Here is a 22,719-nt window from a genome sequence, read left to right as displayed (position 1 = left end):
ACGATCCCCTGCGACGTTATGCCATCGCGGGGCGTGCGGATTCGTCGTGGACCACCAAGACGGCGCGCCTTTTCGTCGCACCGCCCACTGTCACCGTCGCGGGGACCGGTCAGATGGCGGCGGCCAGCGCGATGCGGACCCGGCTCGGCGCCACCTGGCTCAGTCGTACCGACTCCAGCGGCACCGTCACCTCGGGCGTGCGGTAGCGGCCTCCTGCGAAGCGGTCGGCCAGGTCGGCGCGGACCGCCGCCGCCGTCACGTCGCCGTCGAGCGAGCTGCGCCCGTCGCGCCAGATCTCCACCACGCACGGGCCGGGCTGCGCCGCCAGCGCCAGCCCCGCCACGGTCGCCCCGGCCAGGGCCCCGCGATCGTGGCGGGTCCAGCCGTAGTGCCAGATGCCGGCCGCCACCACCGGCGCGGCGGGGCAGCCGCCGGGCGCGGTGAGGACGACGTCCATGCCCTGCACCAGCAGCTCGGCGATCTCTTCCGTGCTCCGTGCGACCAGGGCGCCGACCTTGAGCCCGGGCAGGTGCGGCGCCGGGCCCGACATGTCGTAGATGAGCTTGATGCCCGTGCCGAGCGGGCCGGGACCGTCGTCGTGCCAGCCGCAGGCGATGACATCGACCGACGCGGGAGACCTCCACGTGCCGATACGCAGCATGTCTATTGACTACCCTTTGCCGCGAACCGTCACACACCGTCACTCGCTTGAGGGTGCCGTGGAACAGGGACAGGCGCGTCATCGCAGGCTCCTGGCGTCGAGTTGCCGCAGCACCCGCGACACCACCACCGGGTCGGCGCTGGGGTCGCGCCGCGCCTCCAGCACCGCCTGCCGGGCCGCCGACATCATCTCCGCCTGCACCCGCCGCATCAGCCTGACCCGCCGCGCCCGCTGCTCGAACGCCTCCCGCCGCTCCTCGTCAGCCACCTCGGGGCTGATCCGCAAGCCCAGGTCGAGCATGCGCCTGTTGAGCACCTCGACGACGTCCTCGGGCAGCTCCTCGGCCTCGTCGATCTCCCGCAGCCGCCGCTTGGCAGCCTTGGCGGCCCGCAGGGCCAGGCGCTTCTCCAGCTCCCGCTCGGCCGCCGTGTCGGCCTTGACCCCGAGCCGCGTCACCAGCCACGGCAGCGTCAGCCCCTGCGCGATGAGCGTGGTCAGGATGACGGCGAACGCGACGAACACGATGACCGCCCGCTGGGGGAACGGCGTGCCGTCGTCCGCCTGAAGCGGGATGGCCAGCGCGAGCGCCACCGACGCCACCCCGCGCATGCCGGCCCACCACATCACCACGGTCTCGCGCCAGCTCAGCGGGACCTCGGTGTCGCCGCCCCGGCCCACCTTCCGCGCCAGCCACGCGGCCGGGAGCAGCCACAGCAGCCGGACGAGCACCACGACCGCGACCACGGCCGCGCTCCAGCCGAGCACGGTCACGAGCCGCCCGTGCACGGTGCCGAACACCGCGTGCAGCTCCAGCCCGATCAGCCCGAACGCCACCCCGGTCACGAGCGTGTCCACGACCTGCCAGAACGTCGTGGAGGCGAACCTGCCGAACACGTCGTCGGCGTCAGCCATGCGATCACTCAGGTAGAACGCGCTGGTCAGCACCGCCAGCACGCCCGAGCCGCGCCACTCGTCGGCCAGCGCGTAGGCCGCGAACGGCACCAGCAGCGACAGCCCCACCTGCAACGTCGCGTCGCCCAGCAACGCCATCAGCCGCCCGCCCAGCCAGCCCAGCGCCAGCCCCACCAGCACGGCCACCACCGCCGACAGCACGAACTCGGCCAGCGCCCCGGCCAGGAGAACGAGCCGGTCACCACCGCCGCGATCGCCACGTGGTAGAGCACGATCGCGGTCACGTCGTTGAACAGCCCCTCGCCTTCGAGCAGCGACACCATGCGCCGGGGCAGCCCCAGCCGGCCCGCCACCGCCGTGGCCGCGACCGGGTCGGGCGGCGCCACCAGCGCGCCCAGCGCCACGGCCGCCGCCAGCGGCAGCCCCGGCACCAGCACGTGCGCCGCCCCCGCCACGGCCGCCGTCGTCACGAACACCAGCGCCACGGCCAGCAGGAAGATCGGCTGCCAGTTGGCCGCGAACTGGCGCCACGACGTGCGCTGCACCGCCGCGTACAGCAGCGGGGGCAGCAGCAGCGGCAGCACGATGCCGGGCGGGACGTCCACGTCGGGGACGAAGGGCAGGACGGCCAGCAGGATGCCCAGCAACGTCATCAGCACCGGCGGCGGCAGCCCCAGCCGCTCGCCCAGCGGGACCGTGACCAGGGCGCCCAGCCCCACCAGCATGAGCAGCACGAACTGGTCCACGACGCCCCCTGATCATCGTCGGCACCAGCCTAACCGCTCCTTCCCGGCCGCCCGACAGAAGGTCAGGAAACCCGGTCAGCCCCCTGCTGGCGCCCGATCGTCCCCGGTCAGCGCCCGGAAGGCACCCAAGGGGCCCGCTCAGCCGCCGTCCGCGCCTGACTGGATCTTGGTGGTGAGCGCCACCCGCGAGCTGACCCCCAGCTTCGCGAACGCGTTCCCCAGGTGGTACTCGATCGTCTTCACGCTCAGCACCAGCTCCCTGGCCACCTGCCGGTTCGTCATCCCGGTCGCCACCAGCCGCGCCACCGCCTGCTCCTGGGGCGTCAGCCGCAGCAGCGGCGCGGCCCCCGACTCGGCGCGCGGCAGCCCGCACGCGCTCAGCTCCCGCTCGCACCGGTCCACGTACGGCAGCGCGCCCAGCCGGGCGAACAGCGCCAGCCCCAGGTCGAGCTGCGTCTGCGCCTGCCGGCGCCGGCCCAGCCTGCGCAGGAACCGCCCGTACGCCAGCCGCAGCCGCGCCTCGTCGAACGGCAGCCCCGCCATGCCCGCCTGGGCCAGGCCGGTGGTGAAGGCGGCCTCGGCCAGGTCGTTCTCGTGCCGGGCCGCGTGCAGGCCGCCCCGGCAGCGGGCCGCCGCCGCCATCGCCGAACGCCTGCCGCGCCGCCCCGCCAGCCGCTCCATCCCGGCCAGCTGCAGCTCGGCCCGGTCCTGCTCGCCGAGGGCCACCAGGGCGTCGATCAGCAGGTCGAGCCACTGCACGATGCCGGGCTCGTACACGATGTCGTGCACCTTCACCGACACCAGCGGCTCCAGCGCCTCCACCGTCCGGACGTGGTCGCCCCGGGCGGTGGCGAGGTGCGCGGCGGCGCTGCACGCGTACGCCAGCGAGGCCACCGCGTCCACACCCGCGCCCTGGCTCGCCGACAGGGCCGCCGCCACGTGCGCCTCGGCCGCCGGCCAGTCGCCACGGGCGGCCGGCACGAGCGCGGCCACCGCGTGGCAGACCGGCGAGAGCCACCGCTGGTCGGCGTCGTCGGCCACCGAGGCGGCGGTCTCGGCGTGCAGGCCCGCGTCGTCCCAGCGGCCGGCGCGGTACTCGGCCTGCCCCAGCATCGCCATGGCCAGCATGCGGAAGGGCACTGAGCGCTCGCCGCACGCCGCGACCGCGCCCGACAGGTCGGCCAGCCCGCCCGGCAGGTCGTCGCTGCACGTGCGCAGCACCCCGCGGCCGAGCAGCGCGTCCAGCTCCGCGATCGACGCCGACGACGGCGCGGGCAGGTCGGTCGTGGCGGCCAGGGCGGCGTCGATCTGGCCGGAGACGCCCAGCCCGGCCAGCAGCGTGTACCGGTTGTAGTCGATGCTGAAGCGGTAGCCGGGGGAGTTCCTGGCGCGCTCCGCCCACCGGGCCGCCTGCCTGCCCTCCGCCTTGACCAGGCAGAGCATGGCGAGCTGCTGCGCCGCCCGCGCGGCCAGCCCCGACTCGGGCGCGCCGGCCCGCTCCCACGCGGTGACCAGGTGCGCGCGCGCCTCCTCGATCTGGCCGCGCACCATCGCCAGATGGCCCAGCGCGTAGCCGCGGACCGCCGCGTGCGCCCGCTCGGGCAGGCTCGCGGTCAGCCGGGCCGCCTCCTCCACCCGCCCGTCGAGCAGCAGCGCCTCCACCGCCTCCGCCGCCAGCGGAGCCGGATCGCCCGACAGCTCCGCCGCCGCCTTCAGGTGCTCGGCCGCGCTGCCGAACGCGCCCAGCCGTACCTGCGTGCGGCCCAGCTCCGCCAGCTCGGCGGCCAGCTCCGGGCTCGGGCCGGCCACCGCCTCGATGCGGTGCCGCAGCCGCGCCTGCTCGCCCTCCGCGACCAGCGCGGCCCGCGCGTGCAGCGCCGAGCGGTGCGCCGGGCCGAGGTCGCGGTAGACGGCCGCCCGGTCCAGAGGATGCGCGAACGCCGCCAGCGGGCCGCGCGCGGAGGAGCGTTCCAGCAGCACGCCCTCGCGCACCGCCTGCTCCAGCGCCTGCAGCGGCTCCTCCACCGCGGCCACCCTGGCCGCCAGGTGCAGCGGGCACGACAGGCCCAGCACGCTCACCGCGCTGATCAGCTCCCGCGCCGCCGGCCCGCACCGCGCCACCTTCCCCAGCACCAGCAGCCCGTACGAGCGCGGCGCCGGCAACGGCTGGCCCAGATCGTCCAGGGCCGCCGCGGGCACCTCCTCCAGCAGCGCGCGCAGGTGCAGCGGCACGCCCTCGGTGTGCTCGACCAGCCGGGCCAGGCCGCGCTGCGACACCGGCGCGCCGCCCAGCTCGCCGACCATCGCCCCCACCTCGGGAGCGCCCAGCCCCGACAGCCGCAGCCGGCGCGTGTGGTCGGCGGCGACCAGCCGCAGCAGCCCCTCCGGCCCCGCCAGCGCGGCCGCGTCGCGCAGCATGAGCACCGCCAGCACCCGGTCCACGCGCAGCCGGCGCAGGCAGAACGTCAGCGCCCGCAGCGTCGGCTCGTCGGCCCAGTGCACGTCGTCCACGACCAGGCAGAGCGGCTCGCTGCGCTGCCGCTCCGTCACCACGTCGAGCAGCGCCGCCCCGACCGCCAGCGGATCCGGCAGCGCCGCCCTGAACGGCGGCGCGTCCGGCAGCGCCGCGCCCACGGCCAGCGGATCGGGCAGGGCCGCCCGGACCGCCAGCGAATCGGGCAACCGGGACTGCCCGTCCGGCCCGGACCCCAGGCCCAGCCCCAGCTCCGTCAGCCGCTCCGGCAGCCCGGCCGGGCCGCCGAACAACCTCGTCAACGTCCCGTACGGCAGCAGCTTCTCGCCCTCGTCACCATCGGTGAACAGCACGTCCGCCGGCCCGCACCCCTCCAGGAACCGGTGGACCAAAGTCGTCTTCCCGATCCCCGCAGGCCCCTCCACCACCACGAGCCTGGGCAGGCCCGCACGGGCCCGCTCGAACTCCTCCCGCAGGCAGCGGAGCTCGGCGTCCCGCCCGACGAACATCGCGATCGCCTCAGCCATGACGACCCTCCGCATCCTGGGTATCCCAGGTTCGCGGGCCGTGTCGAGACCTCCGGTGGAGACATGCCTGTCCATGTGTCCAGAGCCCGCCCGAAAATCAGGGGTTATCCCCAGGTGCGGTCCCGGGGCAGGATTCCTAGGCTCGCGGTGAGCCGGGAGGCCTGATGCGGTTCATCGTCGATCTGGAGTACGGCACGGACGGGGTCCACGGGCTGGTGACGCGGGAGGGCTGCGACCGGTCCGAGCCCTTCCACGGATGGCTGGAGCTGCTGAGCGTGCTCGAATCGCCGCGCTCCAGGGGTAATCCCTGGGACGGACCCTGAAGCGCTGCGAGCGGGAATGCCCCAGGATGTGAGGCGTCCCCCGTGGGAGGGGCGCAGGTGAAGACCTCCAGGCCGTTCGCGGAGGGACGGCCGGGTCTTCGCCGCGCAGGGGGGGTGTCCGTCGGCCCCGTGGAGCAGCTGCCACGCCGCCGCGCCGGTCCTCGCCATGCCGGCGCCGGGTCCGGCGGCCGTACCGGGGCGGTCCCGCACGTAGCCATGCGGCGGCCGTCCCGGTCACCTCACCCCCCGTCACCTCGCTCTCCTGGAGGACGCGCCTGTAGCGGTGCTCACCGCGACTGTGCCACGCGGTGATCGGACGCCCGCTCACACGCCCGCGGCGGCGGCTCCCCGGCGGTCCGCCGCGGGCTCCGCTCCTGAAGCGTCCGGGCTCGATCCCGGGCCCGATCGTCCGGGCCCGATCGCCCGGCCCGATCGCCCAGGTGCGGAGCTCGCCGGCCGGGGCCGGGGTCGCGCGGATCACGGGGCCGCGCGACGCCGGGCCCGGCCGTGTCGCTTGCCCGGGACTTTACCTTTCAGGGCCTCACGCCATCATTGCGCTGTGTGATAGTAATGTGACACTGCGTATCCGAAAGAGATCCGGGAGATCTTCATGGTGGCGTACACACTCTCGATCTTGGCGGCGATGGGCGCGGTGGCGCTCATGGCGCTGGTGTTCCGGCGGGTGAAGGGAGCCGGGGAGGACCGCGACCCCAGCGGGCCGTCCGCCGCGCACGCCGGCGCGATGTTGTCGGCCATGTTCCTGCTGGTGTTCGCCATCGCGATCATCGTCCCGTGGACCACCGCCGACGCCGCCAGGCTCAACACCCACGCCGAGAGCCAGGCCTCCGTCGACGCCTACTGGGCCGCGTCCGGGCTGCCCGGCTCCGCGCCCGACGAGGTGCGCAGATCGCTGCGCGACTACGTGGCGTTCGTGGCCAAGGACGAGTGGCCGCTCATGGCCGGCGGGCACATGCACCCCGTCGGCGACGAGCGCATGGACGACCTGCGCGCCCGGGTCAACGCCCTGCAGACACACGACAACGAGGAGGAGGACGCCAAGGCGAGCGTCCTGGAGCACATCAGCGCCATCTCCACCGCCCGCGCCCAGCGCACCGCCGACGCCGCCGCCACGCCACCCGACGGTCTGCTGCTGCTCACCATCCTCACCGGGGTGCTGGTCATCGTCTTCCCGTTCCTCGCCGGGGCCCGGCCACGGGGGCTGGCACTGCTGCCGCTGGTGGCCACGGCGGCGCTGATCGGGTTCGGCACCTACCTGACGTGGGACATCTCCCGCGCCTTCGACGGGCCGCTGGCCGTGGGGCCCGAGGCGTTCCGCGAGGCGCTGCAGGAGTTCACGCGGATCGGCGGGGGGATGTGACCGTGGGCGTCCGACGCGCGCCCCTCCTGCTCGCCGCCACCCTCGCCCTCACCGTCACCCTCGCCCTCACCGCCGCCGCCGGCTTCGCCGCCGCCGACCCCGACCGGTGGCTCGCCCCCTCGGCCGAGCAGGCCGCGGCCCCACACGCGATGGCCGGCCCGATGCCGCAGGCGATGGCCGCACAGGTGCCCGCACCACGGGCGATGGCCGCACACGTCCCCGCATCGCGGGCGACGGCCCGGCGGGTGGCCGCGCCACCGGTGACGGCCGCGCGGGTGCCGGCAGTGCCGGTGGTGGCCGCCCGAGCCGCGGCCGTGCCGGTGGCCGGGCAGGGTGCGGCGGTGCCGATGGCTGGGCGGGTGCCGTCACCGAGAGCGGTGCCGGCGGCTGGGCGGGTGCCTTCGCCGCGGCCCGTGCCGCGGGCGGTGCCGGGGCCGAAGGTGGGGCGCGTGCCGTCGCCGCGGCCCGTGCCGCGCGTGTCCGTACGCCGGCCCGCGCCCCCCAAGCGGGTCACCGTGGGGCCCACCGTGAAGGTGCCCCGGGTGTCCACGCGGCGCTCGCCCGACCCCAAGGTGTCGATCTCGATGCCGCGCGCCAAGCGGCGGGCCACGCCCGAGGTGACGGTGCCGCACGTGACGGTCTACCCCGACGGCGTGTGCGCGGGCGGGGTCGTGCTGGGGGAGTGCCCGCGCCGCGAGCCGCGGGCGGTGCCCAGGGAAGTCGCCCCGCCCGCCGCCCCGCCCGCCGCCGCGCCCGTGGCGCCGCCCCGCGCGCAGCCGTCACCGAGCCCGGCGCCCACCCCGAGCAGCACCCCGTCGGTACGGCGGCACGTCCAGCGTGCCGAGCCACCCGCCCGCCGCCGCAACCCGCTGAACACCGTCCTGCTCACCGTCGTGCTGGTGACCGCGATCACCTCCACGACCGCCGTGGCGTTCCGGGCGCGCCGCTGATCACGAGGCGAGCGAGCTGAGCGCCTTCGCGCGGGTCTCCAGGGTCTCGCGCAGGGTAGCCGCCTCCTGCCTGGCCTTGGCGGTGTCGGCGCCCTCGTTCAGCTCGTACGCCGCCACCGCCCGCTCCAGCAGCCCCGTGGCGGTGCCGCCGGCCAGGAGCTTGCGGTATAGGGCGGCGTACTGCTGCTCGTAGAGCTTCTTAAGCCGGCGTCCTTGAGGAACTTGTCCTTCAGCGCGTGCCCCATCCGCATGCCTCCCGGCCCGCCCGCCCCGTCCCGCCCGGCGCGCGAGGGCTGACCGGGCTGACCGGGCTGACCGGTCCGGGCGGGCTGGTCGGCTCTGGTGCCGCGGTTCCCGCCCTGCCCTCCTCGGGGAGTGCGGGCTGACCTGCGGAGACGGTACGTCTGCGAAATCTACGCAGCATGGCTCTCCTTCCGTGTCAGCCATATGGGACAGCAACAACCTGGGAATAATGTGTGAACGCCGCCCGGATCGGTGGTTAACGGGAGGGGACGGGTCAGGCGCCGCGCGGGCCGCGCAGCGGGAGCACCACGCGGAAGCACGTGCCGTGGCCGGGGCGGCTGCGTGCCTCGATGCGGCCGTCGTGCGCCTCCACCAGCGCCGCCGCGATCGCCAGCCCGAGGCCGGTGCCGCCGCCGGCGCGGGAGCGGGCCGCGTCGGTGCGGTAGAAGCGGTCGAAGACGTGCGGCAGGTGCTCGGGCTCGATCCCCGGCCCGTCGTCGCACACCTCGATCACCACGCTCTCCCCGATCACCTCACCCCCCGCGACCGCGACCGCCTCCGCCCCGCCACCCGCCGTGCTGTCGTGCGGCACGGGCTCCGACAGGGGCCAGGGTGCCGAGGAGTCGGAGGGGGTCGAGGGGTTCGAGGCGTGGCGGACGACCACCCGGACCGACGCCTCCGGAGGGGTGTGGGCGAGGGCGTTGCCGACCAGGTTGGACAGGACGCGGTGCAGGCGGTGCTCGTCGGCGAGCATCCGCACCGGCCGGTGCGGCGGCACCAGCTCGACGGCCCGCTCCGGGTCGCGGGCGCGCGCCCCGTGCACCACGTCGGCCGCGATGACGTGCGGGTCCACCTCCGTCAGGTCGAGTGCCCGCTCCTGGTCCAGCCGGGCGAGCAGCAGCAGGTCGTCCACCAGGACGCCCATCCGCTCCGCCTCGCCCTCGATGCGGCGCAGGATCCTGGCCACCGCGGGGTCGGGCTCGCTGCGCCCGTGCCGGTACAGCTCGGCGAAGCCCCTGATGGACGTCAGCGGCGTGCGTAGCTCGTGCGAGGCGTCGGCGAGGAAGCGGCGCAGCCGGCGCTCGGAGCGTTCCCGCTGGCGCAGGGCCTCGCTGAGGCGGCCGAGCATGACGTTCAGCGCGTTGCCGAGCCGGCCGGTCTCGGTGCGCGGGTCGCAGTCGGACACGCGCCGGTCCAGCTCGCCCGCCGCGATCGCGGCGGCCGTCCGCTCCATCCTGGTCAGCGGGCGCAGGCCCAACCGCACCACGGCCAGCGCCACCGCGCCGAGCAGGACCAGCACCAGCGCGCCCGCCGCCGCCTCGATGAGCAGGAGCTGCCGTACGGTGCTGCGGTTCGACTCCAGGGAGATCGACACGGCGGCCCGGTCGCCGTCCGGCAGGCGGACCACGATGGTGCGCCACTCGCCCGCGCCCGCCCCGTCCGGCACGGTGAACGGGGCGGGCGGCGGGTCGGCGATCGCGCTCGCGGGCACGACCGGGCCGCCACCGCCACCGTCACCGCCACCGTCGCCGGAGCCGGAGCTGGAGCCGGGCAGGCGGCGGACCACGGTGCCCGACGGGCTGTAGATAGCCAGGCGGAACTGGGTGGGCAGCTCCACGTCGTCCCGGGGCGGCGGCACCGGCGCGCCCGGCGGCGGCCCCTTGCGGAAGTTCGTGGCGAACTCGGTGAGCTGCGTGTCCACGCGGGACAGCAGAGAGCGGTCGAGCAGCAGCACCCCGGCCGCCGCGAACACGGCCAGCGCCGCCGCCGAAAGCCCGAGCAGCGCCGCCAGCAGCCGATGCCGCAACGGCCACGCCCGCCCGGCACCCCGCGCCGCGCCCCGCCCGGTGTCCCGCCCGGCTCCCCGCGCGGTCATCGGCGGCGGTCCAGAAGGGTGTGGTCGCGCAGGGAGTAGCCGACGCCGCGCAGCGTGTGGATCAGCGGCGCCCCCTCGGCGTCGATCTTGCGCCGCAGGTAGCTGATGTACGACTCCACGATCCGGCTGTCCGCCCCGAACCCCGCGCTCCACACCCGGTCGAGGATCTGCGACTTGCTCACCACCCGCTCCGCGTTGATCATCAGGTAGCGCAGCAGCGCGAACTCGGTGGGCGACAGGTGGACGCGCCGCCCGCCGCGCCGCACGACGTGCGTCTCCTCGTCCAGCTCCAGGTCGGCGTAGCGGAGCAGCCCGTCGTCGTCGGCGGCGTCCGCGCGCGGGCCGGTGCGGCGCAGGATGGCGCGGATGCGCAGCACCACCTCCTCCAGGCTGAACGGTTTCGTCACGTAGTCGTCGCCCCCCGCCGACAGCCCCGCGATCCGGTCGGCCACCGTGTCGCGGGCGGTCAGGAACAGCACCGGCGGCCCGCCGCCGTCCGGCCGCAGCCGCTGCGCCACGGCGAACCCGTCGAGGTCCGGCAGCATCACGTCCAGCAGGATGATGTCGGGGGGCTCGCGGCGGACGGACTCCAGCGCCTGCGTGCCCGAGGCGGCCGTGCGCACCTCGAACCCGTTCAGCTCCAGGGCGTCGAGCAGCAGCTCGCGGATGTTGGGCTCGTCGTCGACGACGAGCACCACAGGGAGTCTCGGCGGAGCGTCCATCCGCCTGTTCTACCCGGTCTGCCTGGGAGTCCGGTGAGAAAAGGGGGCGCGTGGGCTGAAGGTCGCGTGGCACACTGTCCCGGCGCGATCAAGGAGGTGCGGTGCCGGAGAACGAGGAAGTGGTGCTGGCGGGCGGGGGCGTCAACCACGTGGTACGGGCCGGCGCCACCGTACGCCGTCCGGCGGGCCCGTGGACCCCGGCCGTGCACCGGCTGCTGCGGCACCTGGAGGCCCAGGGGTTCGCCGGCGCGCCGCGCTGCCACGGGCTCGACGAGCGGGGGCGGGAGGTCCTCGACTTCGTGCCGGGGGAGACGGCCGGCTACCCGCTGCCGGGCTGGGTGCGCACGGACGAGGCGCTGGCGGGCGTGGCCCGGCTGCTGCGCGGCTACCACGACGCGACCGTGGGCTGCTCCCGCGCGGGCGAATGGTACTTCCCGCCGGTGGAGCCGGCCGCGGTGATCTGCCACGGGGACGTGGCGCCGTACAACTGCGTGTTCCGGCGGGGCGGGCCGGTCGCGTTCATCGACTTCGACACGGCGCACCCGGGGCCGCGCGTGTGGGACGTGGCGTACGCGGCCTACCGGTTCGTGCCGTTGCACGATCCCGGTGACGGCGACGGGATCCCGGTGGGGGAGCAGGCGCGGCGGCTGCGGTTGTTCGCCGACGCGTACGGGCTCGGCGCGGACGACCGGGCGGCGCTGGTGGAGACCGCGGTCAAGCGGCTGGAGCACCTGGTGCGGTTCATGCGGGAACGGGCCGCCGCGGGCGACGCGGCCTTCGCCGGCCACGTCGCCCGCGGGGACGACCGCTTCTACGAGATGAACATGGAGCACCTGCGCCGCAGCGAGAGCGCTCTCATTTTCGAGCTCACTTGCCGAAGCCCACGGTGAGGCCGCTGAGGAGCTGGCGGCGGCCCACCACGTACAGGATGAGGATGGGCAGCGTGGTCAGCACGACGGAGGCCAGCACGGCGGGCACGTTGATGCTGTACTGGCCCTGGAAGGACCACAGCGCCAGCGGCAGCGTGCGCTTGCCGGGGCTCTGCGTGAGCACCAGCGGCAGCAAGAACCCGTTCCAGATCTGCAGCGAGTTGTAGATCGTCACCGTGACCACGGCGGGCCGGGTCAGCGGGAACGCCAGCCGCCACAGCATCCCGCGCTCGGTCGCGCCGTCGATCCGCATCGAGTCGAACAGCTCCTTCGGCACGTCCCTGATGAAGTTCGACAGGACCAGCACCGACAGGGGGATGGCGAACGCGATCGACGGCAGGATCAGCGCCATCAGCGAGTCGTACAGACCGAGCTGGATGATGATCAGGTAGATCGGGATGATCGTCGCCTGCAGCGGGATGGCCAGGCCCATCAGGAACAGCGAGTTCGTCCAGCGCAGCAGGCGGCTGCGGCGGCCGCGCACGATCGCGTACGCCGCCATGAAGCTGACCGCGACGGCCGGCACCACGGCGCCGATCGTGGCGATCACGCTGTTGATGAAGTACTGGACGAAGTCGGACTCGATGACCAGCCGGTAGTTCGCCAGCGTCGGCTCGGCCGGCGGCGCGAACGGGTTCTCCTGGTAGTAGTTCGACTGCGACTTGAAGCTCGTGATGACGATCCAGTAGATCGGCACCACGACGATCACCAGCCACAGGACGCTGGTCAGGCCGGCCAGGTAGTTCGGCCGTTCCTTGCTGCGCCTGACGTTGCGGCGGTGGCGGGGGTCGCTCTTGGCGGCGGCGGTGCTCTGCGGCGCCCTCGTGGGGACGGTCGTCATGCGTCAGGCCCCTTCGAGCTGGCTGTGGCCGGAGTCGCGCCCGCCGAGCCGGCGCAGCAGCAGCGACAGGGCGAGACCGACGAGGACGAGGATGACCGCGATCACGCTGGCCGGGCCCATGAGGTTGGCCTGGAAACCGCGCTTGTACATGTCGAGCGCGAGCACCCGGGTCGCGTCGCCGGGGCCGCCCGCGGTCAGCACGAAGATCAGGTCGAACAGGGTCAGCGAGCCGACCACCATCAGCGTCGACGACGTGATGATCGTGTACTTGAGCTGCGGCAGCGTGATGCTGAAGAACCTGCGCACCCGGCCCGCTCCGTCCAGCTCCGCGGCCTCGTACATCGAGCGCGGGATCTGCCGGACGCCGCCCTGGTAGATGAGCGAGTGGAACGGGATGTACTGCCAGGACACCACGAAGATCACCACGCCGAAGGCGAGCACCGGGTCACCCAGCCAGTCCTGGACGAGGAGGGGGATCCCGAGACCCGCGCCGAGCCCGAAGTTCGGGTCGAGCAGCGCCTTGTACGTGATCGCCAGCGCCGCGGAGCTGAGCAGCAGCGGGATGAAGAACACCACCGACAGGACCGCCCGGTAACGCTGGTGCCCGGCCAGGAACGCCCCCATGAGGATACTGGCCGGTGTCTGGACCGCCCACGACACGGCCATGACGAGGAAGGTGATCCACAGCGCGTGCGGCAGGCCGGGGTCGCTCAGGATCGCGCCCCAGTTGGCGAACCCGGCGACGCCGATCTCGCCGAGCCCGTCCCACTGCGCGAAGCTCAGCGCGAGCACGCCGATCAGCGGGATGACGGCGAACCCGAGGAAGAACACCAGCGCCGGGACGGTCATCCACCCGAGTGAGCCGCCACGGCCCGCCCGGGAGGCGGGCCTGGCGGTGGTCGTGACCGCGCTCACTTGCCGATGACCGCGTTCATGTTCGTGGCGAACTCCTGCGGCGAGATCGACAGCTGGAACAGCTTCGAGATGTTGTCCAGCAGCACCTCGGCGGCCGTCGGGCTGAGCGCCTGGTCCCACGACTGGGCGAAGGACTTGGCGTTGACGGCGATGTTGTAGACGAAGGTCAGGAAGTCCTTGTCCTTGGAGGCGGCGAACTCGGCGTCCGCGCCCTTGATGATCGGGACGGCGCCCGTGCCGACCCACTCCTTGACCGCGGTCTGGTCGATCAGCGCGCCGGCGAAGAACTTCTTGGCGATCTCCTTCTGCTCCGGCGTGGCCTTGGAGGAGATCGAGATGTACTGGCCGGGGTTGCCGACGGTGTTGCCGGGGTCGCCCTTGCCGCCGTCGATCGGCGGGAAGTTCATGTAGCCGAGGTTGCCGCCGGAGACGAAGTCGCCGCCGTCGGTCGACATGCTGCCGTACGTCCAGCCGCCGTGGAGCATCATCGCGGCCTTGCCGGTGTAGAGCAGCGCCTGGTCGGCGTTGGAGTCGGCGGTGATGGAGGAGAAGCCCTTGACGAAACCGTTGGCCTTGACCAGCTTCTGCACCTCGCCCAGCGCCTGGATGGCGAGCGGGTTGTTCCAGGCGTCCTTCTCGCCGTCGAAGACGGCCTGGAAGATCTCGGGGCCGCCCAGGCGGTCGAACAGGAACTCCAGCCACATCATGTTCGTCCAGCGGGACTGGCCGCCGAGGGAGAACGGGGCGATGCCCTTGGCGTTGAACTTGGGCACCAGGTCCAGGATGTCGCCCCACGTCTGGGGCGGCTGCGCGCCGATCTTGTCGAAGGCCCGCTTGTCGTAGTAGAGGACGATGGGCTGCAGCGTCTCGCACGGCATCGCGTAGATCTTGCCGTCGATGGTGGCCGCGCCGAAGGAGGACGGGAACAGCTTGTCCTTCACGGCCTGGTTCTGGTCGAACCACGAGGTCAGGTCCTCGACCTGGCCCGCCTGCACGTAGCTGCGCAGGGTGCCGCCGCCCCAGCCCCAGATGAGGGTGGGGGCCTGGCCGGCGCCGATGGCCGTCTTGATCTTCGTCTTGTACGCGTCGTTCTGGAACGTCGTGCCCTGGATCGTCCCGTTGGGGTTGGCCTTGTTGTGCCGCTCGACGGTCCTGGTGCGCACGCCCTCCTGCGGCTGCGTCGACAGGTACCAGTACGTGGCACTTTTACCGCCGCCGCCACCCGTGCTGGCGGTGGCGTTGCCCGAGCCGCCACCGGCGCCGGTCTGGGTGGGCCCCGTGCCGCCACAGGCGGCCAGTGCTGCTCCTAGGGGGACACCCATGGAGACGAGGCTGAGGAAATTGCGGCGAGAGGTTGTCCTGGACTCCACGCTGATCTCCGTACTTGTATGCCGCGGGCTGGGGTCGCGGCGCGTTGATCATCGGACTCGATGGCCGGCGGTCGTGGATCGGCATCTCGCGATGCCACTTTCCACTCCTCCTAAAGTCAGCTCATCGAAACATTTTCGACATGACCGCGGGGTTCGCCAATCTAGGTTTCGGCAATAAGGGTGTCAAGACCTTGTCGATCAGGAAACGGGTGGATTTCCTGGAGCCCACGTGTAAGGTAACTTTCCGCCAGTCTTCACCTGCTCCGTGCCAGAGCGGAAGGCTTGCGCGGAGGTTGCCCATCGGTGTCGAAACATTTCGAAAACTTGCGGCAGCACAGCACCTCTTTAAGGAGCGCACCACATGACGGCTCTTGATCGGACCCCGACGGCGGAGCGGGCAGTGCGCCCGTGGCAGGACCCGGCGCTCGCCGTGGCCGACCGAGTCGAAGCCCTCCTTGCCGAGATGACCCTTGAGGAGAAGATCGGCCAGCTCGGCAGCCGGTGGCTCGGCAACGACATGAGCTCCGGTGACGAGCCGGAGCCCGAGCCCGGCGCCGAACCGCTGAACGTGGCGCCGATGCAGGACGTGTTCGCCGCCTCCGGCACCGTGCCGCTCGAGGAGGCGGTCCGCCATGGGCTCGGCCACCTGACCCGCGTGCACGGCAGCGCCCCGGTCACCCCGGCACAGGGCGCGGCCGAGGTCGTCCGCCAGCAGCACGCCGTCGTCGCGGCGTCCAGGCTCGGCATCCCCGCCATCGTGCACGAGGAGTGCCTGACCGGCTTCACCGCCTACGGCGCCACCGTCTACCCGGCGGCCATCGCCTGGGCCGCCACGTTCGACCCCGGGCTCGTCGAGCGGATGGCCGCCGCGATCGGCCGCGACATGCGGGCCGTGGGCGTGCACCAGGGGCTGTCGCCCGTCCTCGACGTGGTGCGCGACTACCGGTGGGGGCGGGTCGAGGAGACCATGGGCGAGGACCCGTACGTCGTCGCCACGCTCGGCGCCGCCTACGTGCGCGGCCTGGAGAGCGCCGGCGTCATCGCCACCCTCAAGCACTTCGCCGGCTACTCCGCCTCGCGCGCCGCCCGCAACCACGGGCCCGTGCCGATGGGCCGGCGCGAGCTGATGGACATGATCCTGCCGCCGTTCGAGACCGCCATCGCGCTGGGCGGCGCCCGCTCGGTGATGAACTCCTACGCCGACGTGGACGGCGTCCCCGCCGGGGCCGACCCGTGGCTGCTGACCGAGGTGCTGCGCGAGGAGTGGGGGTTCACCGGCACCGTCGTCTCCGACTACTGGGCCGTGCCGTTCCTGGCCAGCATGCACCTGGTCGCCGCCGATCACGAGGAGGCGGGCGTGCTCGCGCTCGGCGCGGGCATCGACGTCGAGCTGCCCGACACGCTCGGCTTCGGGCAGCACCTGGCCGAGCGGGTGCGGCGCGGCGAGCTGCCGGAGGCCGTCGTCGACCGGGCGGTGCGCCGCCTGCTCACCCAGAAGGCCCAGCTCGGGCTGCTCGACCCCGGCTGGACGCCGGAGGGCTCCGTCGCCGGCGCCGAGTCCGTGGACCTCGACTCGCCCGCCAACCGGGCCCTGGCCAGAGAGCTGGCCGAACGGTCGATCATCCTCCTCGACGCGGGCACCGCGCTGCCCCTCCTGGAGGAGCACGGCGGCACGGCACCGCGCCGGGTGGCGCTGGTCGGGCCCGCCGCGCACGACCCCCGCACGTTCATGGGCTGCTACGCCTTCCCCAACCACGTGCTGCCCCGCCACCCCGGCCTCGGCCTGGGCATCGAGGCGCCCACCGTGCTCGACGCGCTCACCGCCGAGCTGCCCCAGTCGGAGATCCGCTACGCGAAGGGCTGCGACGTGCGCGGCGACGACCGCTCGGGCTTCGCCGACGCCGTGGCGGCCGCCCGCGACGCCGACGTGTGCGTGGCCGTCGTGGGCGACCTGGCCGGCCTGTTCGGGCACGGCACGTCGGGCGAGGGCTGCGACGCCGAGGACCTGCGGCTGCCCGGCGTGCAGGCCGACCTGCTGGCCGAGCTGGCCGCCACCGGCACGCCGCTGGTCGTGGTCGTCGTCTCGGGCCGCCCGTACGCGCTGGGCGAGATCCACGAGCACGCCGCCGCGCTGGTCCAGGCGTTCATGCCCGGCGAGGAGGGCGGCGCGGCCATCGCCGGCGTGCTGTCCGGCCGGGTCCAGCCGGTCGGCCGCCTGCCGGTGCAGATCCCGCGCCACCCGGGCGGGCAGCCGGGCACGTACCTGCAGCCGCCGCTGGGCACCGACAGCCACGGCATCAGCAACCTCGACCCGACGCCGCTGTTCCCTTTCGGCTACGGCGCCTCCTACACCACCTTCGAGGTCACCGGCCTGCGGCTGAGCGCCGAGGAGGTGCCCACCGACGGCGAGTTCACCGCGACCGTCACCGTCCGCAACACCGGCGGCCGGGCCGGGGAAGAGGTCGTCCAGCTCTACCTGCACGACCTCCTGGCCCAGGTCACCAGGCCCGTGCGGCAGCTCACCGGTTACGCGCGGGTCCGGCTGGAGCCGGGCGAGAGCGCCGAGGTGGCCTTCCTCGTGCACGCCGACCGCACCGCCTTCACCGGCCGCGACCTGCGCCGCGTCGTCGAGCCCGGCGACGTCGAGGTGCTGGCCGGCACGTCGGCGGCGGACCTGCCGTGCCGCGGCGTCGTACGATTGACCGGCCCGGCCAGGCACGTCGGCCACGACCGGCGGCTCGTCACTCCCGCAGAGGTGCGGGGGCGAGGGGGTGCGGATGCCATCCAGTCCTAGACGCGCCACGCTGGCCACGGTCGCGGCCTCCGCCGGAGTGTCGGTCGCGACCGTCTCCAAGGTGCTCAACGGCCGCAGCGACGTCTCGCCCGCGACCCGTTCGCTCGTGCAGTCGCTGCTGCAGCAGCACGACTACGTCGCTCCGGCGCCGCGCCGCGAGCCGCCGGGGCTGGCCACGGTGGAGCTGCAGTTCGACGCCGACCTCAACGCGTACTCGACCGAGATCATCCAGGGCGCGGTGGCGGCGGGCGCGGAGGCCGGCATCGGGATCGTCGTCAGCATCAGGAGCGGCACCGCCCGCACCACCGCCTGGGCCCGCCAGCTCGTGGCCGCCGGGCGGCGGGCGCTGATCGCCGTCACCGGCGAGCTCACCTCCGGGCAGCCCGCCGCGCTGGCCAGGGCGCGGCTGCCGCTCGTGCTCATCGACCCGCTCAACCTGCCGCGCACCCGCGTCACCAGCATCGGCTCCACCAACTTCGCCGGCGGCCTGTCCGCCACCCAGCACCTGCTCTCGCTCGGGCACCGCCGCATCGCCTACATCGGCGGGCCCCCCGCCGCGGCCTGCAACCAGGCGCGGCTGCACGGCTACCGGGCGGCGATGGAGGCGGAGGGGGCGCCGGTGCTACCCGGATACGTCCGGTCCGGGCACTTCCGCTACCACGACGGCATGGCGAGCGGGGCGGCGGTGCTCGACCTGCCGCACGCCCCGACGGCGATCTTCGCCGGCTGCGACGAGGTGGCCGTGGGGGTCATGGAGGCGGCGCGGGCGCGCGGGCTGCGCATCCCCGAGGACCTGAGCATCGTGGGGTTCGACGACACCCAGATCGCGCAGCTCACCTCGCCGCCGCTGACGACCGTCCGGCAGCCGCTGCGGGAGATGGGCGGGGTCGCCCTGCGCACGGCGCTGCGGCTGGCGGCCGGGGAGAAGGTCGACTCCCACCACGTGGAGCTGGCCACCGAGCTGGTCGTGCGCGGCTCGACCGCGCCGGTGCCCGATCGCGGCTGAGCTCCAGGGAAGAGGCGGCGGCCGATCACGGTTGCAGCCTGACGTGGAGCTGAGCGAGGCCGTGGTGATCGGCGCCGGGCAGGCGGGCCTGTCGAGCGCGTACTTCCTGCGCAGGTACGGCATCGAGCCGGTCGTCCTGGACGCCGGCCACGGCCCGGGCGGGGCCTGGCGGCACCGCTCGCCCACGCTGACCATGGAGAAGGTGCACGGCGTCTTCGACCTGCCCGGCCTGGGGCGGCAGGAGGCGGGCGGGGAGCCCGGGCGCCCGGCCGCCGAGGTGGTGCCCGCGTACTACGCCTCCTACGAGAGCGCGACCGGCCTGCGCGTGGTGCGCCCGGTGCGGGTCACCGCCGTGCGCGAGGGCGCGCGGGGGCGGCTGGCGGTCGAGACGGACGCGGGGGAGTGGCAGGCCAGGGCCGTGGTCAACGCGACCGGCACGTGGACGCGCCCGTACTGGCCGTACTACCCGGGAGCCGCCGGCTTCCGTGGCCGGCAGCTCCACTACGCCGCCTACCGGGGGCCGCGGGAGTTCGCGGGGCGCCGCGTGGTCGTGGTCGGCGGCGGGGCGTCGGCGATGCACGTGCTGTCGGAGCTGGCCGGGGTGGCCGCCGCCACGGTGTGGGTCACCCGCCGGCCGCCCGTCTTCCGCGACGACGACTTCGGGACGGAGGCCAGGCGCGCGGCCGTGGCCATGGTCGAGTCCCGCGTCCGCGCGGGCCTGCCGCCGCAGAGCGTCGTGAGCGTGACCGGCCTGACCTACAGCACCGTCGTCCGGGAGGCGATGGACAAGGGTGCGCTGCACCGGCTGCCGATGTTCGGCCGCGTCACCGAGGACGGCGTGGCGTGGGACGACGGCACCCGCGTGCCCGCCGACGTGATCATCTGGGCCACCGGCTTCCGCGCCGCCCTCGACCACCTCGCCCCGCTGCGCCTGCGCGAGCCGGGCGGCGGCATCCGCGTGGACGGCACCCAGGTGGTGAAGGAGCCCCGCCTCCAGCTCGTCGGCTACGGCCCCTCGGCCAGCACGATCGGCGCCAACCGGGCCGGCCGCGAGGCCGCCCGCAACGTGCGCGCCCTCCTGTCCGGCCGCCTCGCCGCCTGAGCTTTCCTCCTAGCCCGCATAGTAGACATGCCGATTGTGGCACGGTTCCGGTTACTCGCGCGAAGGGACTCGACACGAGCGGTGACGCCGGGATAGCGTCCCGACATCAGGATCTATATCCGGTCAGGAGGTCCCAGCATGGAGGTTCCCGGCTACACGGAGATCCGGGAACTCGGCCACGGCGGGACCGGCCGGGTGATGCTCGCCGTCCGCGACTCCGACGGCCTGGCCGTCGCCGTCAAGCACTTATCCGACGCCTTACGCCACGACACCGCCTTCCTGACCCGCTTCCGCTCCGAAGCCCTGGTCATCAAAGAGATCGACAGCCCGCACACCGCCCGCGTGCTCGACTACGCCGAGACCGGCGACGACGCCGCCATCATCATGGAGCTGGTGGAGGGCGTCACGCTGCGGCGGCTGCTGGAGCACGAGGGCGCCACCGGCCCCGAGGCCGCGCTCACCGTGCTGAAGGGGGCGCTGCTCGGCCTGGCCGAGGCGCACCGGCACGGCGTCGTGCACCGCGACTTCAAGCCCGAGAACGTCCTGATCACCCAGGACGGCGACAGCAAGCTCGTCGACTTCGGCGTGGCCGCCCACGTCGGCGAGACCGCCGAGCTGTCCGGCACCCCCTCCTACATGGCGCCCGAGCAGTGGGACGACGCCCCCGCCGGGCCGCAGACCGACGTGTACGCCGCCGCCCTCGTCTTCTACGAGTGCCTGACCGGCCACCGCGCCTTCCACGCCGAGAACGTCGCCGCCCTGGCCTACCAGCACCAGCACGTGCCGCCCCCGCTGGACGACGTCGAGGAGCCGCTGCGCCCGCTGGTCGAGCACGGCCTGGCCAAGGACCCCGCCGAGCGGCCCGAGTCGGCTCAGGCGTTCCTCGCCGAGATGGAGGAGGCCGCGCGCGCCGCGTACGGGGAGGACTGGGAGCTGCGCGGGCGCACCGGCCTCGGCATCCTCACGCTGCCGCTGGCCGCGCTGCTGCCCAGGCCGCAGGCGGTCACCGACGCCGGCACCGCCACGACCCTGTTCCACAACGTGCTCTCGCCCGTGAGCAAGCTGGCCGTGACCGGCGGGCTCGTGCTGGCGACCGCGGCAGCGGTGGCGTCGGCGTTCGTGATCCTGGGCGGCGGGCCGGAGCCGGAGAGCGGCACGGCGCTGCCGCCCGCCACGTCGGGCCCGCCCCTCGCCCTGCCGTCCAGCGGGCCGTCCAGCGGGCCGCCCACGATGGTGCCCGGCTCGCCGACCCCCGGGACGCCGACGACGCCGCCGGTGCCCACGCCGGAGGAGCCGATCGTGGTGACGCCGCCGATCACGTACGGGGAGCCGCCGGCCCCCCGGCCTTCACCGAGCGGGGAGCGGCCTACCGGCGACCCCACCCGTGAGCCGACCAGGGCCCCCACCGAGCGGCCGACCAGCACGGGAGCGCCGTCGCCGACCACCCGCCCGACCACCCGCCCGGCCACCCGGCCGCCCGCCACCTCGCGCCCCGAGAGCCCGCCCCGCGACGACCCCTCCAGCGAGAACCCGCCGCCCAAGGACGACGACCCGCCCGCCACCACGCAGGCCCCGACGACCCGCGCGCCCGACCTGGCCCCCACCAAGGTGAAGGAGCCGCTGATCTCGGTCTCGGTCAGCGTGTCGCTCGGCCTGCCGCTGCTCGGCGGCGACGGCGACAAGCTGGTGGACGCCGACGTCGGCCTCGGCCTCGGCTCCAGCCTCCTGGGCCTCGTGCTGGTGCCCGGATCGGCGCTGGCCGGCCGGCAGATCGTGGCCCGCCGGGTACGCAGACGCCGCCAAGCGGAAAAGCCGGAAGTTGCGCACGAGGACGGGTGATCCTCTACTATCGTGCGTCGAATAGAGGGCATCCCCCGGGCCTGATTTCTCCATGACCGGAACCTGCCCTGCGGCTCGGGCTAAGGAGAAGCGTGGCGGTTGCGTCCCCCGCCGCCGTGATCGTCGCGGTGATCGTGCTCGCCGCAGCTCCCGCCGTGGCCGAGCCCAAGCCAAGTGTCAAGCAGCTCAAGAAGGAGCTGGCGAGCCTGCAGAAGGGCTCCGACCAGCTCATCACCGACTACTACAACAGCCGCGTCGCCCACCAGAAGGCCGAGCGGGCCGAGAAGGCCGCCCGCGAGAAGCTGGCCGCCGCCCAGGACGTCTACGACCGCCACTCCACCGAGCTGCGCGCCATGGCCGTCGCCCGCTACATGGGCGGCGACCCCGGCCCGATGGCGCTGCTCGGCGGCGGCCAGGACCCCTCCACCCTGCTCAGCCGCATGGCCCTCACCCAGCAGGTGATCGACGAGGAGGAGGCCATGCTGCGCGGCTACGCCCAGGTCAGGGACGCGCGCAAGCAGGCCGAGCAGGAGGCCGCCGCCCGCGCCGAGGAGCTGGAGCGCACGCTCGGCGACCTGGAGGAACGCAAGAAGAAGGCCGAGAAGCAGATCGAGAAGATCAAGGACAGGATCGACCTGCTCTACACCGCGCCCGGCATCCGGCGGCCCGACGGCACCTGGGTCCCGCAGCTCCCCCAGGGGGCCGACAACATCACGCCCCGGATGGCCCTGGTCAAGAAGCTCATCCAGGAGCGGTTCGAGGTGCCGTACGGGATCGGCTGCTACCGCGCCATCCAGGACGGCGGGGAGCACCCGCTCGGGCGGGCCTGCGACTTCATGCTCAGCCGGGGCGGCTCGTTCCCCTCGCCCGCCGAGCAGCGGCGCGGCGACGAGATCGCCGCCTGGGCGATCAAGAACGCCCGGCGGCTCGGCATCATGTACGTCATCTACCGGCAGCGGATCTGGCACGTCAGGACCGGCTCCTGGCGCACCATGTCCGACCGGGGCGGCACCACCGCCAACCACTACGACCACCCGCACATCTCGGTCTACTGACCTGCGGGTTTGCGCCGCCCGCCCGAGGGCACTCGCAGGGAGCGAGAAGGGGGGCAC

Annotated in this window: 19 protein-coding genes; 10 read left to right on the top strand and 9 right to left on the bottom strand. The window is 73.8% G+C overall.

The window, feature by feature from the left end:
• Positions 1-109: 109 nt before the first annotated feature.
• The 4 genes from KIS93_RS62615 to KIS93_RS62605 form a co-directional block, all read right to left on the bottom strand.
• Positions 110-661, bottom strand: a complete 552-nt coding sequence (locus KIS93_RS62615) for an acyclic terpene utilization AtuA family protein (RefSeq protein ID WP_080040431.1) — start codon at positions 659-661, stop codon at positions 110-112.
• A gap of 78 nt (positions 662-739) precedes the next feature.
• Entirely contained in the window at positions 740-1,762 is a 1,023-nt protein-coding gene (locus KIS93_RS62610; RefSeq protein ID WP_246005581.1) for a cation:proton antiporter domain-containing protein, read from the bottom strand.
• Positions 1,711-2,319: a cation:proton antiporter domain-containing protein gene (locus KIS93_RS67170; protein ID WP_246005580.1), complete on the bottom strand. Its 609-nt coding sequence runs from the start codon at positions 2,317-2,319 to the stop codon at positions 1,711-1,713. Before KIS93_RS67170 ends, KIS93_RS62610 begins: the two co-directional genes overlap by 52 nt.
• Positions 2,320-2,457: 138 nt before the next feature.
• Positions 2,458-5,319 carry an ATP-binding protein gene (locus tag KIS93_RS62605; protein ID WP_186405195.1) on the bottom strand — a complete coding sequence of 954 codons (2,862 nt, stop codon included), beginning with the start codon at positions 5,317-5,319 and terminating at the stop codon, positions 2,458-2,460.
• 164 nt (positions 5,320-5,483) lie between these two features.
• Here KIS93_RS62605 and KIS93_RS62600 point away from each other — a divergent pair, with 164 nt between their 5' ends.
• The 4 genes from KIS93_RS62600 (at position 5,484) to KIS93_RS62585 (ending at position 8,356) form a co-directional block, all read left to right on the top strand.
• Complete coding sequence (locus KIS93_RS62600; RefSeq protein WP_155128000.1) at positions 5,484-5,642, top strand: hypothetical protein; 159 nt, start codon at positions 5,484-5,486, stop codon at positions 5,640-5,642.
• 610 nt (positions 5,643-6,252) lie between these two features.
• Complete coding sequence (locus KIS93_RS62595; protein WP_186405194.1) at positions 6,253-7,020, top strand: bestrophin-like domain; 768 nt, start codon at positions 6,253-6,255, stop codon at positions 7,018-7,020.
• A 2-nt stretch (positions 7,021-7,022) separates the two neighbouring features.
• The gene (locus KIS93_RS62590; protein WP_186405193.1) at positions 7,023-7,970 is read left to right on the top strand and encodes a hypothetical protein; all 948 of its coding nucleotides are present in this window, start codon (positions 7,023-7,025) and stop codon (positions 7,968-7,970) included.
• Positions 7,971-8,206: 236 nt separating this feature from the next.
• Positions 8,207-8,356 carry a hypothetical protein gene (locus tag KIS93_RS62585; protein ID WP_155127997.1) on the top strand — a complete coding sequence of 50 codons (150 nt, stop codon included), beginning with the start codon at positions 8,207-8,209 and terminating at the stop codon, positions 8,354-8,356.
• A gap of 131 nt (positions 8,357-8,487) precedes the next feature.
• Here KIS93_RS62585 and KIS93_RS62580 read toward each other — a convergent pair whose 3' ends face one another.
• Entirely contained in the window at positions 8,488-10,089 is a 1,602-nt protein-coding gene (locus KIS93_RS62580; RefSeq protein ID WP_080040427.1) for a HAMP domain-containing sensor histidine kinase, read from the bottom strand.
• Positions 10,086-10,811: a response regulator transcription factor gene (locus tag KIS93_RS62575; protein WP_080040426.1), complete on the bottom strand. Its 726-nt coding sequence runs from the start codon at positions 10,809-10,811 to the stop codon at positions 10,086-10,088. The genes KIS93_RS62580 and KIS93_RS62575 overlap by 4 nt, the downstream gene beginning before the upstream one ends.
• A gap of 101 nt (positions 10,812-10,912) precedes the next feature.
• Between KIS93_RS62575 and KIS93_RS62570 the strand changes: the two genes are divergently transcribed.
• Complete coding sequence (locus KIS93_RS62570; RefSeq protein ID WP_155127994.1) at positions 10,913-11,701, top strand: phosphotransferase; 789 nt, start codon at positions 10,913-10,915, stop codon at positions 11,699-11,701.
• On the opposite strand, the gene KIS93_RS62565 is transcribed toward KIS93_RS62570, so the two are convergent.
• From KIS93_RS62565 to KIS93_RS62555, 3 genes are read right to left on the bottom strand one after another with little or no spacing between them, the layout of a single operon-like run.
• Positions 11,679-12,581 carry a carbohydrate ABC transporter permease gene (locus tag KIS93_RS62565; protein WP_080040425.1) on the bottom strand — a complete coding sequence of 301 codons (903 nt, stop codon included), beginning with the start codon at positions 12,579-12,581 and terminating at the stop codon, positions 11,679-11,681. The genes KIS93_RS62570 and KIS93_RS62565 overlap by 23 nt on opposite strands.
• Before the next feature lie 3 nt (positions 12,582-12,584).
• The gene (locus KIS93_RS62560) at positions 12,585-13,496 is read right to left on the bottom strand and encodes a carbohydrate ABC transporter permease (protein ID WP_080040424.1); all 912 of its coding nucleotides are present in this window, start codon (positions 13,494-13,496) and stop codon (positions 12,585-12,587) included.
• Complete coding sequence (locus KIS93_RS62555) at positions 13,493-14,818, bottom strand: extracellular solute-binding protein (protein ID WP_080040423.1); 1,326 nt, start codon at positions 14,816-14,818, stop codon at positions 13,493-13,495. The genes KIS93_RS62560 and KIS93_RS62555 overlap by 4 nt, the downstream gene beginning before the upstream one ends.
• Before the next feature lie 409 nt (positions 14,819-15,227).
• On the opposite strand from KIS93_RS62555, the gene KIS93_RS62550 reads away from it, so the two are divergent.
• From KIS93_RS62550 to KIS93_RS62530, 5 genes are all read left to right on the top strand, one after another.
• Complete coding sequence (locus tag KIS93_RS62550) at positions 15,228-17,660, top strand: beta-xylosidase/alpha-l-arabinosidase (protein WP_080040422.1); 2,433 nt, start codon at positions 15,228-15,230, stop codon at positions 17,658-17,660.
• Complete coding sequence (locus KIS93_RS62545; protein ID WP_080040421.1) at positions 17,644-18,666, top strand: LacI family DNA-binding transcriptional regulator; 1,023 nt, start codon at positions 17,644-17,646, stop codon at positions 18,664-18,666. Before KIS93_RS62550 ends, KIS93_RS62545 begins: the two co-directional genes overlap by 17 nt.
• Before the next feature lie 43 nt (positions 18,667-18,709).
• A complete protein-coding gene (locus KIS93_RS62540) occupies positions 18,710-19,768 on the top strand; it encodes an NAD(P)-binding domain-containing protein (RefSeq protein ID WP_080040420.1) in 1,059 nt (352 codons plus the stop codon).
• Positions 19,769-19,906: 138 nt separating this feature from the next.
• Positions 19,907-21,607: a serine/threonine-protein kinase gene (locus KIS93_RS62535; RefSeq protein WP_080040419.1), complete on the top strand. Its 1,701-nt coding sequence runs from the start codon at positions 19,907-19,909 to the stop codon at positions 21,605-21,607.
• A gap of 92 nt (positions 21,608-21,699) precedes the next feature.
• Positions 21,700-22,662 carry a coiled-coil domain-containing protein gene (locus tag KIS93_RS62530; protein WP_230466334.1) on the top strand — a complete coding sequence of 321 codons (963 nt, stop codon included), beginning with the start codon at positions 21,700-21,702 and terminating at the stop codon, positions 22,660-22,662.
• The last annotated feature ends 57 nt before the right edge of the window (positions 22,663-22,719 follow it).

The sequence above is a fragment of the [Actinomadura] parvosata subsp. kistnae genome (assembly GCF_900323885.1).
Taxonomy (GTDB): Bacteria; Actinomycetota; Actinomycetes; order Streptosporangiales; family Streptosporangiaceae; genus Nonomuraea; species Nonomuraea composti.
Note: the sequence above shows the minus strand (reverse complement) of the source record. Positions and strands in the feature narration are given on the sequence as shown.